Annotated in this window: 14 protein-coding genes and 1 tRNA gene; 10 read left to right on the top strand and 5 right to left on the bottom strand. The window is 67.7% G+C overall.

Annotated elements, in window-relative coordinates; translation table 11 throughout:
• Positions 1-6: 6 nt before the first annotated feature.
• The 8 genes from rhaS (at position 7) to F1D05_RS21985 (ending at position 11,875) form a co-directional block, all read left to right on the top strand.
• Positions 7-1,095 carry a rhamnose ABC transporter substrate-binding protein gene (gene rhaS / locus F1D05_RS21950; protein WP_185442023.1) on the top strand — a complete coding sequence of 363 codons (1,089 nt, stop codon included), beginning with the start codon at positions 7-9 and terminating at the stop codon, positions 1,093-1,095.
• Between the two features lie 11 nt (positions 1,096-1,106).
• Positions 1,107-1,442 (top strand): L-rhamnose mutarotase, encoded by a 336-nt coding sequence (locus tag F1D05_RS21955; RefSeq protein ID WP_185442025.1) that lies wholly within the window; start codon positions 1,107-1,109, stop codon positions 1,440-1,442.
• 2 nt (positions 1,443-1,444) lie between these two features.
• Positions 1,445-2,602, top strand: a complete 1,158-nt coding sequence (rhaI, locus tag F1D05_RS21960) for an L-rhamnose isomerase (RefSeq protein ID WP_185442027.1) — start codon at positions 1,445-1,447, stop codon at positions 2,600-2,602.
• Between the two features lie 4 nt (positions 2,603-2,606).
• Positions 2,607-4,640 carry a bifunctional aldolase/short-chain dehydrogenase gene (locus F1D05_RS21965; protein WP_185442029.1) on the top strand — a complete coding sequence of 678 codons (2,034 nt, stop codon included), beginning with the start codon at positions 2,607-2,609 and terminating at the stop codon, positions 4,638-4,640.
• A 12-nt stretch (positions 4,641-4,652) separates the two neighbouring features.
• The gene (locus F1D05_RS21970) at positions 4,653-6,095 is read left to right on the top strand and encodes an L-fucose/L-arabinose isomerase family protein (protein WP_185442031.1); all 1,443 of its coding nucleotides are present in this window, start codon (positions 4,653-4,655) and stop codon (positions 6,093-6,095) included.
• Positions 6,092-7,537, top strand: coding sequence for a rhamnulokinase (locus tag F1D05_RS21975; protein ID WP_185442033.1), 1,446 nt, complete (start codon positions 6,092-6,094; stop codon positions 7,535-7,537). The genes F1D05_RS21970 and F1D05_RS21975 overlap by 4 nt, the downstream gene beginning before the upstream one ends.
• A complete protein-coding gene (locus tag F1D05_RS21980) occupies positions 7,534-7,764 on the top strand; it encodes a LuxR C-terminal-related transcriptional regulator (protein WP_185442035.1) in 231 nt (76 codons plus the stop codon). Before F1D05_RS21975 ends, F1D05_RS21980 begins: the two co-directional genes overlap by 4 nt.
• Positions 7,765-7,828: 64 nt before the next feature.
• The gene (locus tag F1D05_RS21985; protein ID WP_206685791.1) at positions 7,829-11,875 is read left to right on the top strand and encodes a family 78 glycoside hydrolase catalytic domain; all 4,047 of its coding nucleotides are present in this window, start codon (positions 7,829-7,831) and stop codon (positions 11,873-11,875) included.
• Here F1D05_RS21985 and ilvA read toward each other — a convergent pair.
• Positions 11,838-13,133 carry a threonine ammonia-lyase IlvA gene (gene ilvA / locus F1D05_RS21990; RefSeq protein ID WP_185442036.1) on the bottom strand — a complete coding sequence of 432 codons (1,296 nt, stop codon included), beginning with the start codon at positions 13,131-13,133 and terminating at the stop codon, positions 11,838-11,840. The two genes, F1D05_RS21985 and ilvA, sit on opposite strands and share 38 nt — an antisense overlap.
• Positions 13,134-13,362: 229 nt before the next feature.
• Here ilvA and F1D05_RS21995 point away from each other — a divergent pair, with 229 nt between their 5' ends.
• On the top strand, positions 13,363-14,226 hold the full coding sequence (locus tag F1D05_RS21995) for an HIRAN domain-containing protein (protein WP_185442038.1): 864 nt from the start codon (positions 13,363-13,365) through the stop codon (positions 14,224-14,226).
• A gap of 56 nt (positions 14,227-14,282) precedes the next feature.
• On the opposite strand, the gene F1D05_RS22000 is transcribed toward F1D05_RS21995, so the two are convergent.
• The 4 genes from F1D05_RS22000 to F1D05_RS22015 are packed head-to-tail and all read right to left on the bottom strand — an operon-like array spanning position 14,283 to position 18,086.
• Entirely contained in the window at positions 14,283-15,029 is a 747-nt protein-coding gene (locus tag F1D05_RS22000) for an MBL fold metallo-hydrolase (RefSeq protein WP_185449306.1), read from the bottom strand.
• On the bottom strand, positions 15,026-15,985 hold the full coding sequence (locus tag F1D05_RS22005; protein WP_185442040.1) for an acetylxylan esterase: 960 nt from the start codon (positions 15,983-15,985) through the stop codon (positions 15,026-15,028). Before F1D05_RS22005 ends, F1D05_RS22000 begins: the two co-directional genes overlap by 4 nt.
• A gap of 40 nt (positions 15,986-16,025) precedes the next feature.
• Positions 16,026-16,484 (bottom strand): hypothetical protein, encoded by a 459-nt coding sequence (locus F1D05_RS22010; protein WP_185442042.1) that lies wholly within the window; start codon positions 16,482-16,484, stop codon positions 16,026-16,028.
• A 48-nt stretch (positions 16,485-16,532) separates the two neighbouring features.
• Positions 16,533-18,086 carry an LCP family protein gene (locus tag F1D05_RS22015; RefSeq protein WP_185442044.1) on the bottom strand — a complete coding sequence of 518 codons (1,554 nt, stop codon included), beginning with the start codon at positions 18,084-18,086 and terminating at the stop codon, positions 16,533-16,535.
• A 229-nt stretch (positions 18,087-18,315) separates the two neighbouring features.
• On the opposite strand from F1D05_RS22015, the gene F1D05_RS22020 reads away from it, so the two are divergent.
• Positions 18,316-18,405: transfer RNA gene (locus F1D05_RS22020), tRNA-Ser, on the top strand.
• Positions 18,406-18,420: the final 15 nt, after the last annotated feature.

Below are 18,420 nucleotides of genomic sequence, written 5' to 3' on the forward strand. Positions count from 1 at the left end.
AAAGTCATGACCTTCCGTATCTCCCGCCGCATGGCGGTACCACTCTCGACGGTGGCCGTCGTGTCCCTCGCGCTGACCGCGTGCGGTGGCGGCACCACCAAGTCCAGCAGCTCCGGCGACACCTCCGGCGCGGCTGCGACGACGGCGGCCAAGGCCGACCCGAACGCGCCGCTGAAGGAAGGCCTCAAGATCGCCTACCTGCCCAAGCAGCTGAACAACCCGTACACCGATGTCGAGGTGGGCGGTGGCAAGGTCGCGGTCGGCGAGATCAAGGGCGACTACAAGCTGGTCGGCCCGAACGACGCCAGCGCGTCATCGCAGGTCAGCTACATCAACACGCTGATCCAGCAGCAGCAGGACGTGATCGTGGTCGCGGCCAACGACCCGAACGCGGTCTGCCCGTCGCTGAACCAGGCCCGCAAGGCCGGGATCAAGGTTGTCTCGTTCGACTCCGACGCCTCCAAGGACTGCCGCGACGCCTTCATCAACCAGGCGACCACGCAGGGCATCGGCGAGAGCCTGGTGAAGATGGCCAGTGAGCTGGCCGGTGGCGCCGGTGAGATCGCAGTGCTGTCCGCGACCCCCAACGCGACCAACCAGAACTCGTGGATCGAGGTGATGAAGACCGAGCTGGCCAAGCCGGAGAACGCCAAGCTCAAGCTGGTCAAGGTTGCCTACGGCAATGATGACGACCAGAAGTCGTTCACCGAGGCGCAGGGTCTGCTGCAGTCCTACCCGAAGCTCAAGGTGATCGTGTCGCCGACGACGGTCGGCATCGCCGCCGCCTCGCGGTACGTGAGCGCCTCGTCGTACAAGGGCAAGGTCGCGATCACCGGACTCGGCCTGCCGAACCAGATGCGCCAGTACGTCAAGGACGGCACGGTGAAGAAGTTCGCGCTCTGGAACCCGGCCGACATCGGCTACCTCGCGGCGTACGCCGGCGCGGCCCTGAAGTCGGGCCAGATCACCGGTGCCGAGGGGGAGAAGTTCAAGGCCGGCAAGCTCGGCGAGTACACCGTCGGCGCGGCCGGCGAGATCGTACTCGGCCCCCCGACCGAGTTCACCGCCGCGAACATCGACAAGTTCGACTTCTGACGAGGCACCCCTTGAATCGCTACTGCTTCTGCCTCCAGGTCCGGCCGGACAGACGGGACGAGTACGTCGACCGGCACCGCGACGTCTGGCCCGAGATGCAGGCCGCGCTGCGGGAGTCCGGGTGGCACAACTACTCGCTCTTCCTGCGCGACGACGGCCTGCTGATCGGGTACGTCGAGGCCGGCGACCTGGAGGCCGCGCAGAAGGCGATGGCGGCGACCGAGGTGAACACCCGGTGGCAGGCCGAGATGAGCGAGTTCTTCACCGGGACAGACGGCAGGGCTCCGGACGAGTCGTTCCTGCTGGTGCCCGAGATCTTCCACCTGACCCCGAGTTCCGAGGACTGAATATGACCAGCGTGACTGATGCCCTTAGCCGTCAGGAGATCGAGCTGCCCTCCTGGGCGTTCGGGAACTCGGGCACCCGGTTCAAGGTGTTCAGCCAGCCGGGCGTGCCGCGTTCACCGGAAGAGAAGATCGCCGACGCGGCGGTGGTGCACAAGTACACCGGAGTCGCGCCGAGCGTCGCCCTGCACATCCCCTGGGACCAGGTCGACGACTACGCGAAGCTGACGGCGTACGCGAAGGAGCAGGGGGTCCGGCTGGGGGCGATCAACAGCAACGTCTTCCAGGACGACGACTACAAGCTGGGCAGCGTCACCAACCCGGACCCGCGGATCCGCCGTAAGGCCACCGACCACCTGCTGGCCTGCGTCGACATCATGGACGCCACCGGTTCGCAGGACCTGAAGCTGTGGTTCTCGGACGGGACGAACTATCCCGGCCAGGACGACCTCTGGGATCGCCAGGACCGGCTCTCCGCGGCGCTGCACGAGGTGTACGACCGGCTGGGCGACCACCAGCGGATGCTGCTCGAGTACAAGCTGTTCGAGCCGGCCTTCTACGCGACCGACGTGCCCGACTGGGGTACGTCGTACGCGCACTGCCTGGAACTGGGGCCAAAGGCAACTGTCTGCATCGACACCGGGCACCACGCGCCGGGGACGAACATCGAGTTCATCGTCGCGTTCCTGCTCCGGGCCGGGAAGCTCGGCGCGTTCGACTTCAACAGCCGGTTCTACGCCGACGACGATCTGATGGTCGGGGCGGCCGACCCGTTCCAGCTGTTCCGGATCATGAACGAGATCGTCCGCGGTGACGCACTCGACCCGGACCGCGGGATCGCCTTCATGCTCGACCAGTGCCACAACATCGAGGCGAAGATCCCGGCCATCATCCGCTCGGTGATGAACGTCCAGGAGGCGACTGCGAAGGCGCTGCTGGTCAACCGCGACGTACTCCGCAAGGCTCAGCAGGAAGGCGACGTGCTGGCCGCGAACGCCGCGCTGATGGACGCCTACAACACCGACGTACGACCGCTGCTCGCCGATCTCCGGACCTCCCAGGGGCTGGACCCTGACCCGGTGGCCGCCTACAACCGCAGCGGCTACTTCGAGCAGATCACCAAGGACCGAGCCGACGGCCAGCAGGCCGGATGGGGAGCATAGAAACGTGAGTGACACCGCGGCCGAACTCGTTGCGCGTAGCAACAGACTGGGTGCCGACCCGCGCAACACCAACTACGCCGGTGGCAACACGTCCGCCAAGGGCACCGCGACCGACCCGGTCACGCAGCAGCCGGTGGAGCTGGTCTGGGTGAAGGGCTCCGGCGGCGACCTCGGCACGCTCACGACGACGGGTCTCGCAGTACTGCGGCAAGACCGTCTGAACGCACTCGTTGACGTCTATCCAGGTGTCGACCGTGAGGACGAGATGGTCGCGGCGTTCGACTACTGCTTGCACGGCAAGGGCGGTGCCGCGCCGTCGATCGACACCGCGATGCACGGCCTGGTCGACGCGCCGCACGTGGATCATCTGCACCCGGACTCGGGCATCGCGCTCGCGACGGCGGCCGACGGCGAGAAGCTGACGGCCGAGTGCTTCGGCGATCGCGTCGTCTGGGTTCCCTGGCGCCGGCCGGGCTTCCAGCTCGGTCTGGACATCGCGAAGGTGAAGAAGGACAACCCGCAGGCGATCGGCGTCATCCTCGGCGGCCACGGCATCACGGCCTGGGGGAGTACGTCGGAAGAGTGCGAGGCCAACTCGCTCGAGATCATCCGGACGGCCGAGCTCTTCCTGGCGCAGAACGGAAAACCTGAGCCGTTCGGCTCCGTAGTACCGGGGTTCGAAGCACTGCCGGCCGCGGAACGTCGTGCCAGGGCAGCCGAGTTGGCGCCGGTGATCCGTGGGCTGGCGTCGACCGACAACCCGCAGATCGGCCACTTCAACGACTCCGAGCCCGTCTTGGAGTTCACCGCTCGCGAGCGGCTCGCTGAGCTGGCTGCTCTCGGCACCTCCTGCCCCGACCACTTCCTCCGGACCAAGGTCCGCCCGCTCGTCCTGGACCTGCCGCCGTCTGCTTCGATCGAGGAAGCGACCACCAGGCTCAGGGAGCTCCACCTGCAGTACCGCGAGGACTACGCGGCGTACTACGACCGGCACGCGCTGCCGGACAGCCCGCCGATGCGTGGCGCGGATCCGGCGATCGTGCTGGTGCCTGGCGTCGGCATGTTCAGCTTCGGCAAGGACAAGCAGACTGCCCGCGTCGCTGGTGAGTTCTACGTCAACGCGATCAACGTGATGCGCGGCGCCGAGGCAGTCTCGACGTACGCGCCGATCGACGAGAGCGAGAAGTTCCGGATCGAGTACTGGGCTCTGGAAGAGGCCAAGCTGCAGCGGATGCCGAAGCCGAAGCCGCTCGCCACCCGGATCGCGTTCGTCACCGGTGGCGGTTCGGGCATCGGCAAGGCGATCGCGCAGCGGCTCGCGGCCGAGGGGGCCTGTGTCGTGGTCGCGGATCTCGATGCGGCAGCGGCCGACGCGGTCGCCAAGGAGATCGGCGGCCTGGATCGCGCGATCGCCGTAGGCGCCGATGTGTCCGACGGGGCAGCGGTCGAGGAAGCGATGCGGACCGCGGTACTGGCGTTCGGCGGGGTCGATCTGGTGGTGAACAACGCCGGCCTCTCGATCTCCAAGCCGTTGCTGGAGACCACCGAGAAGGACTGGGACCTGCAGCACGACGTGATGGCGAAGGGTTCCTTCCTGGTGTCGCGTGCCGCCGCGAAGATCCTGATCGACCAGGGCATCGGCGGCGACATCGTCTACATCTCCAGCAAGAACGCGGTCTTCGCCGGTCCGAACAACGTCGCGTACGGCGCGGCCAAGGCCGACCAGGCCCACCAGGTGCGACTGCTTGCCGCGGAACTCGGTGAGTACGGCGTACGGGTGAACGGGGTGAATCCCGACGGGGTCGTTCGGGGATCCGGAATCTTCGCCAAGGGCTGGGGCGCTCAGCGCGCCGCGGTGTACGGCGTACCGGAGTCCGAGCTCGGGGCCTTCTACGCCAAGCGGACGCTACTCAAGCGAGAGGTTCTGCCGGAGCACGTCGCGGCGGCCGTCTTCGCCCTGGCTGCTGGGGACCTCTCCCTGACCACCGGCCTCCACGTGCCCGTCGACGCCGGTGTAGCCGCCGCCTTCCTGCGCTGAAAGGAACCCATCATGTGGAGCACTGACCCTCTAGCGCGGGTCGAGCCGCGGAAGACGCGGATCGGCCTGGTTGCCGGCGGCCTCGGCGCCTACTGGCCGCAGTTCCCCGACCTACTGCCGCAACTGCAGGCATCGGCGCGGAGGGTGTCGGAGCGGTTCGCGGACCTCGACTGCGAGGTCATCGACGTCGGCTTCATCTCCGACGCCCAGGAAGGCGCTGCCGCGGCCGAGAAGCTGCGGTTGGCGGACTGCGACCTGATCGTCGGCTTCCTCACCACCTACATGACCGCGTCGATGCTCTTCCCGGTCGCCCAGCGCAGCGGCGCGCCTGTGCTGCTGCTCAACCTGCAACCGACCGAGTCGATGGATCACGCGTCCTTCGATACCGGCGCCTGGCTCGCGTACTGCGGTGCCTGCCCGCTGCCCGAGATGGCGAACGCCTTCGAACGTTGCGGCATCGACTTCCGCTCCGTCTCCGGGTACGTCGAGGACGAGCGCGCCTGGGACCGGATCGGTCGCTGGATCCGGGCCGCCGGCGTCCGGGCCGCGCTCCGGCATGGTCGGCACGGCCTGCTCGGGCATCTCTACCCCGGCATGATGGACGTGATCACCGACCCGACCCTGGTCTCCGCGCAGCTCGGCGGACACGTCGAGATCCTCGAGATCGATGACCTGCGGGTCCGGGTCGAGCAGGTCACCGAGGCCGAGACGGCAGCGCGGATGAAGGTCGCCCGGGAGATCTTCACCCTGGACGACTCCGTGATCGAGGACGACTTCCGCTGGGGCGCCACCGTCTCGGTCGCGCTGGACCGGCTGGTCGAGGACTTCCAGCTCGACACGCTCGCCTACTACCACCGCGGCCTGGCCGGCGAGACCCACGAACGCGTGGCGGCCGGGATGATCCTCGGCGCGTCGTTGCTGACGGCTCGCGGCATACCAGCGGCGGGGGAGTACGAGCTGCGGACCTCGCTGGCGATGCTCGTGATGGACAGGCTCGGTGGCGGCGGATCCTTCACCGAACTGCAGGCGCTGAACTTCCGCGACAACGTGGTCGAGATGGGTCACGACGGTCCGGCGCACCTCGCGATCAGTTCGGCCAAACCGCTGCTGCGCGGGCTCGGGGTCTACCACGGCAAACGCGGCTGGGGCGTCTCCGTCGAGTTCGATGTCAAACACGGTCCCGTCACCATCCTCGGCCTCGGTCAGCTCCGGGACGGCACGTTCCGGCTGATCGCCTCCGAAGGAACCGTCGTGCCCGGCCCGCTGCTCCAGATCGGCAACACCACCTCGCGCGTCGACTTCGGCTGCGACCCGGGCGAGTGGACCGACGCGTGGTCCGCCTCCGGCGTGGCCCACCACTGGGCGCTCGGTACCGGTCACCAGACCAAGAACCTCGCCGCCGTCGCCGACCTCCTGCACCTGGACCTCAAGATCGTCGGCCCGGAGCTCCGATGACGCGGCTCCGAGTCGCGGCGGTCGACCTAGGCGCGTCCAGTGGACGCGTGATGGTTGGCGAGGTGGGCCCGGGCGAACTCGAGCTGACCGAGGTGCACCGCTTCTGGAACGGTCCGGTGAAGATCGCCGGCACCTTGCACTGGGACATCCTGCATCTGTACCGCGAAGTTCTCGTTGGGCTCAGCAAAGCCGGCGGTCCTTTGGATGGGATCGGGATCGACTCCTGGGCAGTGGACTACGGCCTACTCGATGCCGATGGCAAGCTCCTGGGCAACCCGGTGCACTACCGCGACGACCGAACCAACGGGGTGCTGGAACGCCTTCTGCAGAAGGTTTCCGCAGACGATCTGTACGCCGTGACCGGGCTGCAGCAGCTGCCCTTCAACACGATCTACCAACTCGCAGCCGAACAGCGCCTCGACCAGGCCGAGACCCTGCTGATGATCCCGGACCTGCTCGGCTACTGGCTGACCGGCATCGGCGGCGCGGAGGCGACCAACGCCTCGACGACGCAGCTGTACGACGTACGCGAGCGTGGCTGGAGCGAAGGGCTTGCGGAGCGAGTCGGGGTGCCGCACACCTTGCTGCCACCGATTCGTCAACCAGGTCAGGTGATCGGGCCGCTGCTTGCCGACGTTGCTGAGGAGACCGGGCTTGATCCGGCGACGCCGGTGATCGCCGTGGGATCGCACGACACCGCGTCCTCGGTGGTGGCCGTGCCGGCGGTCGACGAACGGTTCGCCTACATCTCCTCCGGGACCTGGTCGCTGGTCGGCCTGGAGCTGGACGAGCCCGTCCTGACGCCCGAGGCCCAGCAGGCGAACTTCACCAACGAAGGTGGGGTCGACGGCCGGATCCGGTTCCTCCGGAACGTGATGGGCCTGTGGATCCTGCAGGAGTGCCTGCGCGAATGGGGCACCGACGAGCTGGCGCCGGTGCTCGCCGAAGCGGCCCAGGCGCCGGCGTTCGCAGTACTGATCGATCCGGACGATCCGTCGTTCCTTGCCCCAGGCAACATGGTGCGGAGGATCGCCGAGTACTGCGAGCGCTCTGGCCAGGAAGCGCCCGCATCGCGAGGAGTGCTGGTGCGCTGCGTGCTGGAGAGTCTCGCGCTGGCCTATCGCCGGACGCTGCGGCTCGCGCAGGAGATCGCCGACCGCGACGTCGAGGTCGTACAGGTGATCGGCGGCGGATCGCAGAACGAGTTGCTCTGCCAGTTGACCGCCGACGCGTGCGGTCTGCCCGTGCTGGCCGGCCCGGTCGAGGCGTCCGCGCTGGGAAACGTGCTGGTCCAGGCGCGGGCCCTCGGTGCGCCGCTGCCCGACCTGACCGCGATGCGCGCGCTGGTCCGCGCGACCCATGAGTTGCGGAGCTATCAGCCGCAATGCAAACCGGCCGACTGGGACGCCGCCGAGTCCCGGGTGTTCGGAGGTTCAAGATGACCGTCCTGCAGCACGAATCCCGCCCACGCGTGCACCGGGAGATCAGCCACAACGACCTGCAGTTGCTCCGGCTGCTGGCGACAGGTCTGCCGGTCGACTCGGTCGCACGCCGTCTCGACCTGTCCGAGCGCACCGTCCGCCGCCGTACCAGGGCCGCCTGCGACCGCCTCGGCTTCGGTACGGCAGTAGAAGCCATCGTCTGGGCCGCCCGCCGCGGCCTGCTGTGACCCGCACCACCCCGCACCACTTGCTCCCCTGCAGAACCCGTCCAGCTGTGAGGAGTCCGCCCCGATGTCTTTCCGCTCCCGTCTGACCTGCCTGTTGGCAGCAGCTCTCCTGCTCGCACCCTTGGTGCCTGCCACCGCCGCTCCACCCCGGTTGGCCTGTCCGCAGGTGTCGAACCTGAAGACGAACAGCCTCACCCATCCGCTCGGAGTCGCCGCCGCGGCACCGCGACTCAGCTGGCAACTCGACGGCACCCGCCGCGGCACGACCCAGACCCGGTACGAGGTCCACGTCGCGTCCACCGCGGCGAAGACCGGTAAGCCCGATATCTGGAACAGCGGCGTCGTCCAGTCGGACCGCTCGGTCGACATCGCATACGGCGGACCTGCGCTCACGCCGTACAAGGCCTACTTCTGGACCGTCCGGGTCTGGGACAACGCCGGTACTGCGTCCGAGTGGGCGCCCGTTGCAAGCTTCGAGACCGGCGCGCTGCAGCCGTCGGACTGGCGTGGCGACTGGATCGGCGCGGACAGTCAGCCCGGTCCGGAGTGGACCGACTACACCGTCGACACCGACCTGACGCTGACGAAGGACGCCCTTGGGGTCTTCTTCCGATCGCGCGGCGGCGCGGCGTACATGTGGCAGCTCAATCAGATGACCGATGATCGTCCACTGCTGAGGCCGCACGTCCGGAACACCACCGGCGGGTACGCCGTACTGGCCGAGATCCCGCTGGCCGTCAACCTCAAGCAGCAGCACCACCTGCGGATCACCGTGGCCGGGCAGACCATCACCACCTGGATCGACGGCACCCAGGTCGATCAGCGGCAGCAGTCCGACCAGAACGGTCCCGGCCTGATCGGGTTCCGGACCAATGGCGTCGAGGAAGGCATCGTCCGCAACCTCAAGGTCACCAACGCGGCCGGTCAGGTCCTGGTCGACACCGCGTTCCCGGCCGGCGACCAGACCTTCCCTGACGGAACGGTCCTTCCTGGCGGTGGGCTGCAGCTCAAGGGAAACACCGATCTGATGCTGCCCGGTAAGGCGATCCCGGTCTTCCGCAAGAGCATCTCGTTGCCGAAGCAGGTCCGCAGCGCCCGGATGTACGGCGCGGCGCAGGGGATCTACGAGCTGAGCCTGAACGGCAAGAAGGTCGGCAACTCCGAACTCGCTCCTGGCTGGACGGACTACGCGCATCGGATCCAGACCCAGGCGTACGACGTGACCGCGCTGCTCAAGTCGGGTGCGAACACGCTCGGCGCAGAGGTCGCGAACGGCTGGTTCGCGGGCAATGTGGCGATGTTCGGGCCGAACAAGTACGGCAGCCGGACCGCGTTCAGCGCGCAGCTCCGGGTGACCTACACCGACGGCACCACGAGGGTGTTCGCCACCGACTCCAGTTGGCAGACCGCGCCTGGCGCAGTACAGGCGGCTGATCTCCTCAATGGTGAGAGCTACGACGCACGCCGTACGCCGTCGTCCTGGTCGCCCGTGCAACTGCGCCCGAGCGCGACCGACAAGCTGATTCCGCAGACCGATCAGCCGGTGCGAGTGACCCAGGAACTGAAGGCCAAGGCGATCGCGTCACCGACGCCTGGTGTCTACCTCTACGATCTCGGCCAGAACATGGTCGGTGTCTCCCGGCTCACCCTGACCGGTACGCCTGGCCAAGCGGTCAAGATCCGGTACGGCGAGGTGCTGAACCCCGACGGCACCCTCTACACCGACAACCTCCGCTCGGCGAAGGCCACTGACCGCTACACGTTCGCGACGAGCGGACCCGAGACCTATCGGCCGCGTTTCACCTTCCACGGCTTCCGCTACATCGAGCTGAGCGGTCTCGCCACCGCACCGCCCGAGTCGGCGGTAGTAGGAGTGGTGATGGGCACGGACGGCGCCCAGACCAGCACCTTCAACACCAACTCGGCGCTGGTGAACAAACTGCACAGCAACATCGTCTGGGGGCAGCGCGGCAACTTCCTCTCGATCCCGACCGACACCCCGGCGCGGGACGAGCGGATGGGCTGGACCGGCGACATCAACGTGTTCGCGCGGACGGCCGTCTACAACCTGGACTCGCAGGCGTTCCTGACCAAATGGTTGCAGGATCTCCGCGACTCCCAGAACGCGGCCGGCGCCTATGCGAGCGTCGCACCGACCGTGCCGAACTCGTTCGACGGCGGTCTCGGCAACGCCGGCTGGGCCGACGCCGGGGTGAACGTGCCCTGGACGCTGTGGCAGGCGTACGGCGACACCTCGGTGATCCGCCAGCACTACGACTCGATGCGCCGCTACGTCGACTACCTCGCCGCCAGCTCGACCGGATTCATCCGTGGTGGCGGCGACTACGGCGACTGGCTCAACCTCGACGACCCGACACCCGGCGACCTGATCGGTACGTCGTTCGTCGCCAAGGGGGCCCGCCAGCTCAGCCAGATGGCGGCCGTGATCGGCAACACGGCCGACGCCGCGAAGTACCAGAAGCTGTACGACGATGTCCGGAACGCCTTCGTGGACAGGTTCGTCGCGGCCGACGGCAAGGTCGGTTCGGACAGCCAGACCGGCTACATCCTTGCCTTCACCAACGACCTGATCCCGGCCGATCGAACCGCGGCAGCCGGCCAGTACTTCGCGAACGCCATCCTGCGGCGCGACACCCACCTGTCGACCGGCTTCCTCGGGGTCGACGGACTGCTCCCGGTACTGACCAAGATCGGTCGCTCCGACCTGGCCTACCAGTTGCTGCAGAACACGTCCTACCCGTCGTGGGGCTACGAGATCGGCAAGGGCGCCACCACGGTCTGGGAGCGCTGGAACTCGATCAACCCCGACGGCACCTTCAACGATGTCGGGATGAACTCCTTCAACCACTACGCCTACGGCGCGGTCGGTGAGTGGATGTACCGGACGCTCGGCGGTGTCTCCGCGGCCGAACCGGGCTATCACAAGTCGCTGATCGCACCGGTGCCCGGCAACGGGATCACGACTTCCGACTTCGGTCTGCAGACGCCGTACGGGCGGGTGGCCAGCAAGTGGAAGCAGGACGCGGACGAGGGGCTCACGCTCGAGGTGACCGTGCCGGGCAACACCACCGCCACCGTGCGGATCCCGACGCTGAACCCCAACCTGATCACCGAGAGCGGACGTCCGCTCGGGCAGGCCGACCACGTCAGCGGGGTCGTCGACGAAGGTGCCACGGTCGCCATGACCGTTGCCTCCGGCACCTACAAGTTCGTGGTCTCGCCGCCGCCGATCGGACTCAGCTCGGCCGCGGCGACACCCGCCTCGGGTGAGCCCGGGACCACGACGACGGTGGCGGCCGTGGTCAAGAACCGCTCGACAGCTCCGATCACCGGTCGGCTCGAGGTCGGTACTCCGGCCGGCTGGGCGGCCCCGGCGCCCTCGGAATCGGTCACCCTGGCCGCGGGCGCGGAGCGGATCATCAGCGTGCCGGTCGTCACCCCGCTCGCCGGGAACGCGGCGCCGGTGGACCTGACCGCCAGGTTCGTCGATCCACGCGGTGAGGTGGCCTCGGCGCGGGTGCCGTTCACCGTGACCCAGTCGCTGACCCCGGCGAACGCGATCGACTACGTGGATCTCGGCGAAGCCACCTCGGAGTCGGCGCACGCGCTGACGGCCGCGCCCTCGTCGGCCACCAGCGTCGAGGCGGGGCCGGAGCAGACGGTACGCCGGGATGAATGTGCCCGGGGCATGGTTCGAGTTCACCGTCGGCATCCAGGCCGGACAGCCGTTCGCCCTCCGGCTGGTCGAGACCTACGACCATGCCCAGGTGAAGGACTACGAGATCCTGGTCAACGGCACGGTCGTCCACCACCGGGTGATCAACAAGTCAGACGGTGGGCTGGCGACGTACCAGTTCGTGGTCGACGACCCCGCGCTGCTGACCGGATCGACAGTGCGCGTACGGATCCAGCACAACGCGACCGCGTCGGGCTACGACCCCTCCCTCGCCGACGCCTGGTCCCTCCCCCTGACCTGACCCCTCCTCCCTCCTCCAAGCTCGTTGCGTCCGAACAACCGTGGGTCAGGCCCCTCGGTTGTTCGGACGCAAGCGTCAGATCAGGTAGCGGAACTCGGGGGAGTCGGGGTTGACGCGTTCGATGGTGAGCGGGGCCGCGTCCATCCGGGCGAGCAGACCGGGCAGGTCGGTGCGGCGGCCGATCTCCAGCCCGACCAGGGCGACTCCGGTCTCGCGGTTGTTGCGCTTCACGTACTCGAACAGGGTGATGTCGTCGTCGATTCCGAGGACACCGTCGAGGAACGACCGCAGGGCGCCCGGCTCCTGCGGGAAGGTGACCAGGAAGTAGTGCTTCAGGCCCTCGTGGACCAGCGATCGCTCGAGGATCTCGCCGTACCGGCTGACGTCGTTGTTGCCACCCGACAGCAGGCAGACCACGGTCTCGCCCGGCTTCACCTCGACGCCATGACCCAATGCCGCCGCTGACAAGGCGCCCGCGGGCTCGGCGATCAGGCCGTCGGTCTGGTACAGCTCCAGCATCTCCGAGCACACGAGCCCCTCGGGGACCGACATCATCTCCACGCCGGCCGTGGACACCAGCGGCAACGTCGAGTCGCCGACCCGCCGTACGGCGGCGCCGTCCACGAAGCTGTCCAGGTGCGGCAGGGTGACCGGCTCGCCCGCGGCCAACGCCGCAGCCATGCTCGCTGCCCCCGCAGGCTCAACACCGACCACCCGTACGCCGGGGTGCCGCGCGGCGAGCCAGGTGGCCACGCCGGCCACGAGGCCGCCGCCGCCGACCGGAACCACCAGTACGTCGGGCGCGCGGCCTAGTTGGCCGACCAACTCGACGGCGACGGTGCCCTGTCCGGCGACGGTTCGCGGGTCGTCGAAGGCGGGGACCAGCGTCGCCCCCGTCCTGGTCGCCTCGGCGAGCGCTGCCGCGGCCGCGTCGTCATAGGTGTCGCCGGTCACGACCACCTGGATTTGATCGCCGCCGAGAGCGGCTATCCGATCGCGTTTCTGGCGCGGCGTAGTACGGGGAACGTAGACCCGGCCTTGAACATCAAGCGTGTGACAGGAATACGCGAGTCCTTGGCCGTGATTGCCCGCACTGGCACAGACGACGCCGGCCTTTTTGGAAACCTCGTCCAGTTGAGCAATCAGGTTGTAAGCGCCGCGCAGTTTGTACGAGCGGCCGATCTGCAGGTCTTCGCGTTTCAGCCAGACCTCCGCGCCGATTCGCTCCGACAGCCGGTGGTTGCGCTGCAAGGGGGTCCGGATCGCGACCCCGTCGAGACGCTTGACCGCGGCCTCGATCGCGGCCGCGTCGACGGTCGATCGAGCCGCTGTTTCAGCCCCCGAATGTGCGGCTGCATTACTGCCCTGCATGCGCTTCCTTCCCGTGCATCTGCACGATTCTTTCATTTCGCTCACTGCACAAGACGCCCTAGGTCCAAACTACGGACCGCCGGACACCGTTGCGCAACAAGGTCATTTTTCATGCGTGAAACAGGTCGTTACTGGGCAGTCTAGTTTTCATACGCTCACTCGGTGTAACGCCCAGGGTCCTGGACGGGATGAGCCGAGTAAACCGGTCAACGGGGACTGGAGGGCAGCTATGGAATCGATTCCGTTCAGTCTGTGGGGAGACGCGCTGTGGTGTGGTCAGGAAGTCGTCCGGGAGGCTCCGCACGAGCAGGCGATCCGAAGCCTGTTTCCTGATCCCATTCCGGCTCGTGGCGCAGATCTGGACACGGACGCGGATCTCGTCCCGGAGCCGCACAACCGTTTCGACCCGCGCTCGATCGCGGTGCGGGTGCAAGGCAAGACCGTCGGCTATCTGCCAAGGGAGGATGCGCACAGATATCACCCTGTTCTGTCGGAACTGGTGGGTCAGGGTCTGCAACCACAGGTGCCGTGCCACCTGTGGGTCAGTGAGTGGGAGCCGGCCGACTGGGAGGGCAAGACCGACGGCACCGAGTTCCACGCCAGTGTCGCGGTCGCGCTCGGTCAGCCGCACATGCTGGTCCCGGTGAACCTGCCACCGCCGGGGAGCTACCAGCTGCTGCCGATGGGCAGCGGGATCGTCGTACCGGGCAGTGAGGTGCATCCGGACGTGCTGGCGCCGTTGTTCCGGCCGGAAGGCGAGTGCTGGGCGTACGCCACGATGCACGCCATCGAGGAAGAGGACGCCTTCGCCGACCGGAACAGGATGGTGGTGGAGATCAGGCTGGACGACGAACCCGTCGGCCGGCTCAGTCCCCGCCTCAGCGCCGAATTCCTGCCGGCCATCCACTACCTGGCCGACATGCGGGCCGAGACGGCCGCCCGGGTCATCGTTCGCGGCGACGGAGGAGCATCGGAGGTGATCTTGTACGCGGCCCGGAGTCACGACCTGCCGGCTACCTGGCCGGATGGTCTGACCCGATCCCCAGTCGCTTCTCCAGCGTGGCACTACTGGGCCGGTAAAGAGGCCAACTGAGTTCACGGGGCGGACGCGCAGTACTCACCAACCAGGTGGTGGCGGGTAATGCAGGTCTACCAAGGACTCAAGGTCTCTCCGACCGTCGCACACACTGTGGGGCCGCCGAACATCTCGGCGGCCCGCGCAGTAGCCCCTTCCGGGCTCAACGCCGGTCCGACATGGGTGACGACCAGACGCTTCACTCCTGCACGCCTGGCCAGCGACCCGGCATCTTCTGGAGTGTGGTGGACCGTGCTGGGCGCGTCCACATCCGCCTCGCACAGCAGTAGGTCCACGTCCGCTGCCAGCTCGTCCAGCGCAGTACAGGGCGTGCAGTCGCCCGAGTAGGCCAGGCTGGCGCCCTCTGCCTGGGCTCGGAGCCCGTAGGCCTCGATGCCGTGCTCTACCAGCCTGCTGGTGAGCGTGAGGCCCCGTAGCTGCAGCTTGTGGCCGTCTGATAGCGACTGGAGGTCTAGTACGTCGCTGACGAAGTCGGCGTCCGGCTGCTCGAAGAAGCCGGCCAGGCGAGTTGCAAGGGCTGCCGGTGCATAGACGGGGAGCGGCACGGCCCGCGATGGCAGGTGGCCGTAGCTGAGGGCGTAGTACGCATTCAGCAGGTCGCCGATGTGGTCCAGGTGCAAGTGGGACAACCAGACCGCGTCCAGTCGATCCAACGAGGTGTGCCGTAGTAACTCGGCCAGCGAACCCGGCCCTGCGTCCACCCAGACCCGTGCGCCACCGCCCTGCAGGAGATAACCCGAGCAGGGGCGGTCCGGTAGCGGGTAGGGGGCCGCAGTACCGAGGATCGTCAGGCTGGTCAGAGCTTGGCGCCGATCTGCTGGTAGATCTCGTCCATCGCGCCCGGCAGGTCGTCGTGGCCGAAGTCGGGGTACAAGCGGACCTCCTTGGCGGAGGTGATCTTGTTGTACGCCGCGTACTGGGTGGACGGCGGACAGGTCTCGTCCTCCAGGCCGACGTACAGCGTGACCTCCGCCTGGATCCGCGGCGCCAGGTGCTGTAGGTCGATGTACCCGAGGGTGGTGAAGACCTCCTCCTCGCGGAGGTGGCGCGGATCGCGCTTGCGGAACCAGGTGGTGATCTCGTTGTACGGATCCTTGTCGAGGTTCAGATCCCAGGCCCGCCGGTAGTCGGTCAGGAACGGGTAGACGCTCGCGGCGTACTTGATCTCCGGGGTCAGCGCGGCCGCGACCAGGCTCAGTCCGCCGCCCTGGCTCCAGCCGGTGGTGGCGACGCGCGCCGGGTCCACCTCGGGCAGTGCGCGGATGATGTCGGCCAGCCGCCGGGTGTCGAGGAAGACGTGCCGGTAGAGCAGCCCCTCCGGCCCGTCGTCGAGGCCCTCGACCAGGTGGTTGCGCAGCGAGAAGCTGTTCGGCTGCTGCGAGGTGGTCCGGAACGCGACCTGCTCGCGGACGTCCAGCGCCGCGATGGTGAATCCGCGCGCGGCGTACGGGAGCAGGTCGACCCACTTCGGCTGCTCACCGCCGTACCCGTGGAACATCAGCACGGCCGGGCCGGTCGGGTTCTGCGGGCGGATCACCTTGGCGTGCACGCGGTAACCGCCGGTGCCGTTGAAGTACAGGTGCTCGGCCCGCGCGAACGGCAGCGGGAAGTCCGTCGCCGGCTCGAACGCGGTCTCCGGATCGATCCCGCCCAGCTCGGCCAGGCCCTTCTCCCAGTACTGGTCGAAATCGTCCGGCCGGGGGTTCGTCCCCTGGTAGGCGATCAGTTCCTCGTACGACAGTTCGAACGAAAGCACAGCCGGACTCCCAAAGATCAAGCGATCGAATCGTTGCTGCCTATTCTGGGCGATCAGCCTCGTCGGGGGCAGTGCCGTCCCAGATTGTGTAACCGTTGGCCTTGTTCAGCCGGTCCCGCAGGTCGGCTTCGAGCTTGTCCGCCTTACCCGGCGCCAGCCAGCGGAGCGGGACCAGGATCGTCCCGTCCTGCTGCTTGGTCCGCAGCGCGATGGACGGGCCCTGGGTGGTCTCCATCCGCCCGACCTCGGTGATCTGGTCCCAGCCGGTCTTCAGGCCCCGGACAGCGACGTCGTCGGTGCCGAGCTTCACCAGGATCGGAGGGAAGGCGAGGATCCACAGGCCGGCCAGGACGACGAGGCCGCCCAGGGTGGCGAACACCGCCACCACGACGGACGGCAGCCCGATCGCCCAGACGATCGCGGCCACGCCGAAGATGATCAGACCCGCGGCCAGGACCCCGACAAACCGCCCGGGCCGCATCCGGTACGTCGTACGCATCCGGTAAGGATCTCAGCGACCCTTCGTCATCCCTTGGCCGGGTGACTGTTATCCCTTGGCCGGGTGGTAGGCGCAGGCGTCCTTCAGGTCCTCGGTGCCGCCGGCCGGGGTCTTCGCCGGGGTCGTCTTGGTGCTGCCCGGCTTCTTCGTGGTGGTGCTGGACGGGGTCGAGGCGACCGGCTTGGTCTTCGTCTCGAGCGCGTTCTTGACGATCTCGCGCATCGCCTCGTAGTCCGGGTTCTTCCCGCTCGGGAAGTTCTTGTCCTTGTCCAGGTCCACGTTGGAGACGTTGGCGCCCTTGACCTTCCTACCGAGGTCGATGAACGCCGGCAGGATCTCCTGCGGGATGTCGGTCCGGAGCAGCTTCTTGCTAGCCGAGGCGAGCTGCTGGTACTTCGTCACCAGGTTGGCCGGGTTCGCGCTGTTCACGATCGCGTGGATCGTGCACCGCTGGCGCTCCTGCCGGGACGGATCGCTCAGACCGTACCGGCCGCGGGCGAACCAGAGGCCGTCGTGGCCGTTCAGGTGCTGGTTCGGGCCGGGCTGCAGGTAGCGACTGGGGAGAGTGTCGTCGGCCGAGCCGGGGCCGCGGTAGTCGCCGCCGATCGGCACCTTGTAGTTGATGTTGACGGTGATCCCGCCGAGCGCCTCGATGAGCTGCTCGAAGCCCTGCAGGTTGACCTGCATGTAGTAGTCGAGCTTGAGGCCCATCGCCTCGCCGACCGACACCTTGAGTACGTCCGCGCCCTCGTTGTCCGACGGACCGAGCGCACCCGGGTGGGCCAGCGGGAGGTTCCGGTACATCGCGTCGAGGTAGAACTCAGGCTGCTCGACGTTGCCGAGGCTCGGGTCCCAGAAGCCCTCCGGGTAGAACTTGTGCAGCGGCGAGTCCTCGGGGAACGGCATCCGCATGAAGTTCCGGCTCAGCGAGATCAGCTTCGTGTCGCCGGTCTTGGTGTCGATGCTGGCGACCATCACCGTGTCGGTCCGGGTGCCCTCGCGGCCGGCGCCGTCGTCCGCGCCGAGCAGCAGGATGTTCAGCCGGGGAGTGTTCGCCCAGGGGTCCTTCTTGTTGACCTTCGGCCGGGTCGCGCTCTTGGAGTCGCCCTCGGACTGGAACACGTTGCCGACCAGGTCGCGCTGCGCCATCACGGTCTGCGCGGCGACGGTGGTCGGGACGGCGATGCCGAAGCAGAGCAGCCCGACGAACGCGGAGCCGGCCAGTCGGCCGACCGCACTCACGCTGACCGGGCGGAGCAGCTTGTGGGACGAGACGACGACGCAGATCCAGCAGAAGCCGAGCAGTACGACGACGGCGGTCGCGATCAGCAACCGGCTCGGGTCGACGGCGAGCTCGACGACGGAGTCACGGTGTGTCAGGCCGATGAACGCCGCGAGGCCGAGCAGGCCCAGGCTGAGCGTGATGATGAACGCGCCCAGCTTGGTGCGGCCGCCCATCACGAAGCCGGAGCCCGGGATGAGCGCGCTGATCAGGGTCAGCCCGATGGCCTTCGAGGCAGAACGGGCCCGGTGCGCCTTCTGACGTGATCGGCTGCCTCTTGGCGCGGACCTACGTCCAGCTGCGCGAGTACTCCGCGACATGGCTCCGTTCCCTGATCGACGACGTGGCGGCGGTTCCGGACCGATGATGAACCGGCCCTCGGTACTTCAGACGCCGACACGGCCTCCTTGGTTGACCTCGACCCCCGTCGATTCGGCCAGATTACAGGGCACCAGGGCGACACTCCCAGCGAGTCCGGTACCCGCTTTGCCGCTGAGCCACTTGTCCGGATAGTGTTGGCCGTCGTCGTGTCCCGCAAGGACCGTCGGAGGAGGCGTCGCCTAGTCCGGTTTATGGCGCCCGCCTGCTAAGCGGGTTGAGGGTAATCCCCTCTCGCGAGTTCAAATCTCGCCGCCTCCGCACAAGACGAAGGGC

Source organism: Kribbella qitaiheensis (genome assembly GCF_014217565.1).
GTDB lineage: Bacteria > Actinomycetota > Actinomycetes > Propionibacteriales > Kribbellaceae > Kribbella > Kribbella qitaiheensis_A.